The organism is Thermodesulfovibrionales bacterium, assembly GCA_035622735.1.
Taxonomy (GTDB): Bacteria; Nitrospirota; Thermodesulfovibrionia; order Thermodesulfovibrionales; family UBA9159; genus DASPUT01.
The window spans coordinates 1-8,133 of the sequence record DASPUT010000100.1; the positions used below are offsets into that span (position 1 = coordinate 1).

Consider the following 8,133-nt stretch of genomic DNA (forward strand, 5'->3'; position numbering starts at 1 on the left):
CGATCGCGAGCGCGATGGCTGCAGAGGGAGGACTTTCCGATGAGATCGGTGGCATGCCCGCCGTCGGTATCGCGCCGGAATGGATAACCGAAAAGGCTGTCTCGATCGGGATGTATTTTGCCGCATCGGGTGTGCCGTGTATTTTCGGTGGTGAATCACCGGTCGAGGCGAGTAAGGAAGTCACGAGGATCATGACCGAGGTCTGGTTCGAGAGATTCAAGGGTGCGCTCCACTTTGAGCCGAATCCGGAGAAGATCCTCGCTCTCGCCCTCGATTATATCGACAAGGCGCGGGTCGCCCTAAAGCTCAGGAAGTACGAACAGGGGAAATTCGCTACCGAGAAGGTCCTCATGGATATGGCAGCACGCCGTGAGATTGAAAAGGCTGCGAAGCCGCATATAGGGATATATTAAGAAGCTCCGAGAGTACGAAACGAAGGGCGCTCTAGGTTACCTATAGCGCCCTTTTTCTTAAGAAGAGAGGCCGGGCTTCATGGGTGAGAGAACGTCTGAAAGATTTTTCTTATGGAATCCGGCACTGAAGGGTATCGCATTCCTCCTGCTCTTCTTTTCATCAGCCCTCGTTTCGGCAGTCGAACATGTTCCGGATTCTCTCCGCCGGGATGAGGCGTCTCATTATGACAGACTGCTCAATACGGTTGCAGCCGAAGGAAAGATACGCGTCATAGTGGGTGCGGTGCCCCCGTTGATTTCTGGGGGAAGAAGTGCGGCGGTCGAGGGAATGTCCGAGCAGCGCCACAGGATATCTCAGATACAGGAATCCCTTCTCAACTCAATCCGTATCTCCGGCAGGAACGGCATGAAGAGATTTACCTTCATCCCCTTTATCGCGGTCGAAGTCGACGAAGCTGAACTGCGATCCTTAATGCATCATCCGATGGTCGGCAGTATAGAGGAAGATAAGCCGAACGGCCTTCTTCTTCAGCAATCGGTTCCGCTCATAGGGGCCGACCGCGGCGAGTCTATTCAATATACCGGTGCAGGGCAGACAATCGCGATTCTCGACACGGGTGTGGATAAGACACATCCTTTCCTTAGTGGAAAGATCGTGGACGAGGCATGTTTCTCCACAAATGATCTCAATCGCAGGGTGACGAGCCTTTGCCCTAACGGTCAGATCGCTCAAATAGGAAGCGGCTCAGGGGTCAATTGTCCCCCATCCTTCAGGGCCTGCTTTCACGGCACACACGTGGCGGGTATAGCGGCGGGCAGAACGATGGTATTGCCCGATTTCAGCTCGATACGAGGTGTCGCTCCCGATGCGAATGTGATTGCCATTCAGGTATATTCGGCTATAGCCGATCCTGTCTTATGCTCTCAGTTTAATAATCCTTCACCGTGCATTCTGACCTTTGACAGCGATGTCCTGAACGCACTTGATTATGTGCTCGCTCTTAAAGACACGTATGCGATCGCCTCTGTGAATCTCAGTACCGGGGGAGGTAAGTACGTTACAAATTGCGATGCCGTCAGGCCTTCATTCAAGGCTGTTGTTGACCAGCTCCGTTTATTCGGGATAGCCACGATAGTCTCCTCGGGAAATGACGGGTTTACCGACGCATTATCTTCTCCGGCATGTGTCTCGTCAGCTGTCAGTGTCGGAGCGACGGAACATTACGGAAGCAACGGTCTTCCGGAGCAGGTTGCTCCGTACTCGAATAGCGCTTCCTTTCTGACGCTGCTCGCGCCGGGGGGCTGCGTCGACAGCCTCACTGCCTGCGGCATTCTTTCGTCTGTTCCATCTGTATTCGGGTCTTCCTGGGCCTTTGCGGCGGGCACTTCTTCGGCGGCTCCTCACGTTGCCGGCGCATGGGCCATATTGAAGGAAAAGAATCCCCTTGCCACCGTTGATGAGTTATTAGGCGTCCTCCAGTCGACAGGCATACCCTTTACGGACAGCCGCACCGGCGCAGGCGGTGTTGCGGCGAACGTGACCAAGACACGGATACAAGTTGACGCCGCCCTCGCTGCTCTTCCGTCAAGTTGTGCAGCCGTCCTGTCGTCGGATATGAGCCTGTATGTACCTGTCATAGATTTCGGCGGCAGTTTCTTGGGAGGTCATGGCCTCTGTTCGTGGTCTGCTCAGGAGAATTCGCTTTTCTGTACGGTTATCGATTATGGGCAGGTGGATCCTCGTGATTACGCCAATTGCGAGGCTTCCACGCTGACGAGCGATGTGAGGGGACTCCACATACCGGTCGCGATTTATAATAATATCGCCTATCAGGCCGATTTTGTAAATGTGCCGACATCTGACGGCAGCATTACGTTCAAGCTGACATCGTTCGCCGAAACTGTGCCGTGATGAGCCAGGTCCCCGGGAGTGCATGGCGAAACTTCCGACGGGAGGCCTTCGTTCGTGAGCGCAATCTGAATCCGCTCAGGGCTCAATGCTTATGTCTTTCCTCATCCTTCTGCTTCCTCGAGCCGGCGCGACCTGTTACGCAATGATACCGCTTTTTGACAAAGCTCTTCGCGCCGGGTGCTCTCGAGAATATGCAACGCCAACGCCTTGAACTGAGCGGCCGCACGTGCCCTCAGGGCCGTCGCGACGACAGGGCTCTTGGGGAAGAGGCAGGCAAGCGCGTCGATGAAGACCTCCTCATCAAGGGAATCCATAAGTTCAAGGACCCACTGGTAGAGAAGCTCAGATCCAGGTGCGGGTATCTCTTTCAGCCGCTTCTCTGCCCTCATTAATGCATCGGTTACCTGAACCTGAACACTGACCACGCGGTCTATAACACTGGGGGGAAAATCCTCTTCGGTAAGCTTATCACGGAAAAAGGCAAGCAGGTTTGAAAGGTTCCCCTCTACCAATGCACGATCGAGCCAGAACTTTATTTCGGACTCTTCCGCGGACCCCCGGGCAAGGTTAAGGTAAAATTCTGAAGTCCTGGCCCTGAGTCCGGTTGCCCTGTCCAGGGCTTCCTGGACCCGGTCTCTGGCGGCGTTCTGAGGAAGCTGCACATTCTCCAGCCAGCATTTGTAAAAACTCTCCAATAAGCAGAGCAGGTTACTTTCCCGCGGGTCTTTGGGCAGATAACTGTTTGCACCAAGCGCGTAAGCGGCGTTGATCACCGCAGGGTCCCTTTTACCGGAAAGGACAATAACCGGTGTCGTTCGCCAGTAAGGATTTGTCTTTACCTCGCGGATCAGATCGAGTCCGCTCCCGTCAGGGAGCCCGATGTCGGAGATGATCAGACTGAGAGGCTGCCGTTTACGCTCCCTCTCATTGAGAAGATTCAACGCCTTCCTGACACTTCCGGCTACCATCGTCTCGCCGAGAAACCCGAAATCCTGAAAGGCCATGCGGACGAGCCAGGCTAGATTAGGGTCATCCTCCACCTGAAGTATAGTCAATTCTTTGTTGGTCAAGTCTCTGAGTATCCTCTTCTACAGGGGAACCTCCGAATAAGATGGCCGCCTTCCGCAGTATTCACTCAGTTGTCTAAAACCTCTCTCACCTTTCCGAGTAAATTACTGGGCGTAATGGGTTTTGATATGAAATCCAGACCTTCTTCGCCGATACCTTTTGCGCTGATTATATCTGCCGTGTACCCGCTGGCAAGGAGAACTCGTATATCAGATTTTATCGTCCTTATCGTGTCGCTGACTTCTTTGCCGCTTCTCTTTGGCATCACTACATCGCATATCGCAAGCTTGATCGTCTCTTTGTTTTCCCTGAATTTCATTATGGCGTCGTCCCCATCCACTGCCTCTATTACCGCGTAACCGGCTTCCCGAAGAATGTGACTTGTGAGGATACGAACCGCTTCGTCATCTTCCGCGACAAGGATGGTCTCTGTCCCGCCCCTTGGGGTAACGACTCTCTCCTTCCGTGCAGTTCCCGTCGGCGAAGCAATCAACGGAAGAAAGATCTTAAACGTCGTACCTTTACCGGGCTCACTCTGCATCGTGATATTTCCGTTGTGCTGTTTCACTATGCCGTACACAATAGACAAACCAAGACCCGTTCCTTTTCCGATCTCCTTTGTTGTAAAGAACGGCTCAAATATCTTCTGTATGGTGACCTCATCCAGTCCTTTCCCGGTGTCGGTGACCGTGATGACGGCATATCTGCCCGAGCTGTTCAAGTCATAGGTTCGTCTGCTCCCGTCATCCAGTTCGAGGACATCCGTGCTGATGGACAACACGCCTCCGCGAGGCATTGCATCCCGCGCATTCGTGCAGAGGTTGAGCAGGACCTGTTCTATCTGGCCTCTGTCCACCATCGCCGTTACGTGCATGTCGGTGAGATCTGTCTTGCATTCGATGTCCTCACCGATCAGCCTTTTCAAGAGTATCTCCATTCCCCTGATAAGTTCGTTGAGATCTGTTTCCTTTGGACTGATTATCTGCTTTCTGCTGAAGGCGAGAAGCTGGCTCGTAAGATTCGCCGACTGCTGTGCAGAGTTCAGGATTTGATCAACATAGTGCCTGAACGGACTCTCAGTTCCGAGTCGCCGCTCCATGAGACTTGCGTAGCCGATGATCGCCGTCAGCATGTTGTTGAAGTCATGGGCGATGCCGCCCGCCAGCCGCCCCACGGCTTCCATTTTTTGCGCCTGGAGAAGCTGCTCTTCCAGCCTTGCCTTGTCTTCCTCTGCCGTCTTCCGCTCGCTTATGTCCCTCGCAACGCCGAAATATCCTATGACGTCTCCCTTCTCATTAAACTGCGGAAACACTTTGTCCTCAAACCAAACATACTCGGGTTCATGCTTGCGGCGGATACGAAATTCACGGACCGCCGGCCGACGCCCATCCAGCATCTTCTTCGTCGCTTCGAACAGCGCCGGGGTGTCGTCGGGATGGATGAGGCTTACCCAGAGTTCGGAGTTATCCATGAACTCCGTACAGGTGAATCCGAGAATCTTTTCTGTGGGTCCGCTCAGAAACGCTACCTGCCCCCGCAAAGGATCATCCCTGAAAGAAACCCTGTAGATGATCTCATTGATATTATTCACCACCATGCGATATTCTTCTTCGCTCTTCCGCAAGGCCTCGTCCATCCTCTTGCGTTCACTGATGTCCTTCACCACACATATGTGCCCCAGGTATTCTCCCTTCTCGCTCCACCGTGCAGTTGCAGTGACCTCGGTAGATATCACCATCCCGTCCTTGCATAGGCCGGGACATTCACCACTCCAGACGCCGCAATCCCTGTTGTGCAGGGTCCTGGCGACCTCCCTCTCTACTAACGACACAAACTCGTGCGGGGTAATATCGCGCCATGTTTTTCCCATGAGCTCGCTCTGCAGATAACCGTAGGTCCTGGCATGAGCATCATTGACATAGATGTATCTGTCTTGTTCGTCTGTTACGGCGATGCCTTCACTGACAACGGAGACCGCTCTCGCGAGGCGGTCTTTCTCCTCTTCGGTCCGCCTCCGTTCGGTGATATCGCGAACAACGGCCACCATATACTCTCTCGTGTTTAACTCCACATAGCTGATGTTTGCTTCAACAGGGAATGTGGTTCCGTCCTTCCGCTTATGGATGCCTTCAAGTATGAGGCCGCTTCGCTGCCGCAATTCATTTACATGTGACTGCCATAAAGAAGTATCGGGGAACGATGTCTCAATATCCATGACGCCTATTTTGAGGAGTTCTTCTCGGTCATACCCCAAACTGGCGCACGCCCTGTCATTCACGAAGATAAAAAGCCCTGTCCTGGGATCATTGACGAAGATGGCATCATTTGATTTGTTGATCAAATCCCTGAGAATATCGAGATTTGTCTCAATTTTGACTTTGTCTGTCTTCATGGCATCGAAGCTTACAGATTGAATCAATGATTATAATTTACAATACGCTGCAAAAATAGTGAAGTGGTATTTCGAGATGTAATCGAGAGAGATGCGAAATGCCATGCGACGCTGATGAAAGGGTCGACATTGTGAGAGGAATCGGTTAGTCTAATATAGTGTGAAGAAGCGCGCATCTCAGACAAAACATACTTCTCTGCGGCTCAGGTTTCCTGACGATGAGGTCCGTTTCTCCTGGCTTCCGCTGCTCCTCGATGCGTACGAGACGATCGACACGGGCGTTGTAGTCGCCCTGAATCGGGAGAAGAGGAGGGCAAACCGCTCCATAGCATGCAGGGCATCCTGCGATGCCTGCTGCAGGATGCAGGCCGACATACCGCTCTATCCCCTCGAACTTGCCGGTCTCTACTGGTACTGCATCGAGAAGATGGGCGGCGATGACCGACAGACCCTGAAAGGGCAGCTCATGGCCCATGAGGGCAAACCACCCTGTCCCTTCCTCATCAGGAAGAACTGTTCCGTCTACCCGATGAGGCCGATGGCCTGCAGGCAGTTCGTCGTCTTCGGCAAGGTCTGCGGAGAGGGCGAAGACCCATTCTTCACGAGAATTCAGGACGTCATGCCGCCCCTTACTGATTTCTTACATCAGGCAGTGTCCGGTCTGATGCCCTACCACGGCATCACGTCGGCTGAGGAAAAGGCCCGGGCGCTGAAGCAGGGCTTTATGAACAGGCTCGTGAGGAACCTCCAGGAGTATGACTGGAAGGCACTGGCGGCTAAGATGGATGAGTTCGACGCCAGACGCTGAGGGTTCAGGAGCAGAGGCAAAACCTGCAAGAGAGAGGGCTTCTCGGTAGATAATCACTCAGGGATGCGATTTATCTATCCGAATTAGTAGTAACGGTCCAGATTCAGAAGGTCGTTCGCTACCCCGCCGGGACCGTGATAATCGGGGCACCCTCCTTGATGATCTCGAGCATCGACCCGCTCTTTTGGGAGTGTTCAAATGAAAACCCTCCTCACGTACTCAGGGATCAGTTTTTTTCGATAAGGCGGCTCTCATGATGGTAATCGAAATGTGACTTCGCTGTGCATGGAACTCTTCTCCTTGCCTTTGGTACGAATGGTTCAATCGCTTCATTAATTAATAATCTTAATAATCCTATTGTCCTCTTGAACGGTGAATGATTCTTGTGATACCTTGAAAGACTTTAGCCGAGTGACAACGAGGTATCACAGTCGGAGGTACTATGAGAATAGAAGAAAGCACTGTCGAGGAACACTATAGAGACATCGGTGAGGTTCTCACGGATGAGCAAAAGAAGAGGGGTTTGCTTATTCACGCCTTTCAGGAGATGCAGAGGGAATTTAACTATCTCCCTGACGACAAGCTGAAGGAGCTTTCGGCCAACCTTGGCGTTCCCCTCTCGGACGTCTACAGCACCGCGTCGTTCTATAAACATTTCTATTTCAAGCCGCGGGGTAAGAATATCGTCTGTGTCTGCATGGGGACGGCCTGTCACGTCAGGGGCGCTGCGAAGGTCCTCCATAAGCTCGAAGAGGAATTCGGGGTGAAGGAGGGTGAGACGACGCCGGATATGTCCCTGACCCTCGAGACCGTCGGGTGTGTCGGATGCTGCGGACTTGCTCCTGTGGTGACGGTAAATGAAGAGGTTGTCGGCGAGGTCGTTTCGAAGAAGGTGAACGAGGTCATCGCCATGGTACAGGAGAAAAAGGATTAGACGAGGTGAGGATGGAGAGATTAGAGAGCATACAGAATTTAGGGAGGCTGAGGGAAAAACTCGCGACAGAGGTCTTTCTTCCCGGCAGAGAGAGGGCGAGGGTCTGCTGCGGCACGGCCTGCACCGCTTCGGGTTCGTCTAAGGTTATCCAGTCCCTGGAAGCAGAGGCCGAGAAAAGGGGTCTTGACATCGAAATCGTGAAGACCGGATGCCAGGGCATGTGCCAGAAGGGCCCGATCATGAAGATGGAACCCCATGGGGCGGAAGACGTATTTTATCAGAAGGTAAAACCCGAGGAGGCATCGTCGCTCATAAACTATACGTTCATGAGCCGGACCCCTTACCGGCAGGCCCTCTATAGAGAAGATTTCATGAGCGACCCGACGACGGAGATGCTCGATCTTCCCTTTTACAAGAAACAGGTGAGAATCGCCTTGAGAAACAACGACAAGATAGACCCCACGAACATCCATCACTATATCGCTGTGGGCGGATATGCCGCTCTCGAGAAGGCACTCTCTTCGATGAGTCCCGACGATGTTCTCCATGAGATCGACAGGGCGATGTTAAGGGGGAGAGGGGGGGCGGGATTCCCGGCCGGTCAGA

General features: G+C 53.0%; 7 protein-coding genes. 5 read left to right on the forward strand and 2 right to left on the reverse strand.

The features are described 5' to 3' along the window. A partial coding sequence (locus VEI96_05865) for a hypothetical protein (GenBank protein ID HXX57508.1) occupies positions 1–413 on the forward strand: 413 nt, incomplete at its 5' end. A gap of 79 nt (positions 414–492) precedes the next feature. Continuing rightward, positions 493–2,325 (forward strand): S8 family serine peptidase, encoded by a 1,833-nt coding sequence (locus VEI96_05870; protein ID HXX57509.1) that lies wholly within the window; start codon positions 493–495, stop codon positions 2,323–2,325. Positions 2,326–2,426: 101 nt separating this feature from the next. Here the strand turns inward: VEI96_05870 and VEI96_05875 are convergent, their stop codons facing one another. Both VEI96_05875 and VEI96_05880 read right to left on the reverse strand, forming a co-directional pair. Next, the gene (locus VEI96_05875) at positions 2,427–3,395 is read right to left on the reverse strand and encodes a response regulator (GenBank protein HXX57510.1); all 969 of its coding nucleotides are present in this window, start codon (positions 3,393–3,395) and stop codon (positions 2,427–2,429) included. A gap of 65 nt (positions 3,396–3,460) precedes the next feature. Then, the gene (locus VEI96_05880; protein HXX57511.1) at positions 3,461–5,785 is read right to left on the reverse strand and encodes a PAS domain S-box protein; all 2,325 of its coding nucleotides are present in this window, start codon (positions 5,783–5,785) and stop codon (positions 3,461–3,463) included. A gap of 160 nt (positions 5,786–5,945) precedes the next feature. Here VEI96_05880 and VEI96_05885 point away from each other — a divergent pair, with 160 nt between their 5' ends. From VEI96_05885 to VEI96_05895, 3 genes are all read left to right on the forward strand, one after another. Continuing rightward, positions 5,946–6,593 carry a YkgJ family cysteine cluster protein gene (locus VEI96_05885; protein HXX57512.1) on the forward strand — a complete coding sequence of 216 codons (648 nt, stop codon included), beginning with the start codon at positions 5,946–5,948 and terminating at the stop codon, positions 6,591–6,593. 442 nt (positions 6,594–7,035) lie between these two features. Further along, entirely contained in the window at positions 7,036–7,527 is a 492-nt protein-coding gene (locus VEI96_05890; protein ID HXX57513.1) for an NAD(P)H-dependent oxidoreductase subunit E, read from the forward strand. A gap of 11 nt (positions 7,528–7,538) precedes the next feature. Then, a partial coding sequence (locus tag VEI96_05895; protein HXX57514.1) for an NAD(P)H-dependent oxidoreductase subunit E occupies positions 7,539–8,133 on the forward strand: 595 nt, incomplete at its 3' end.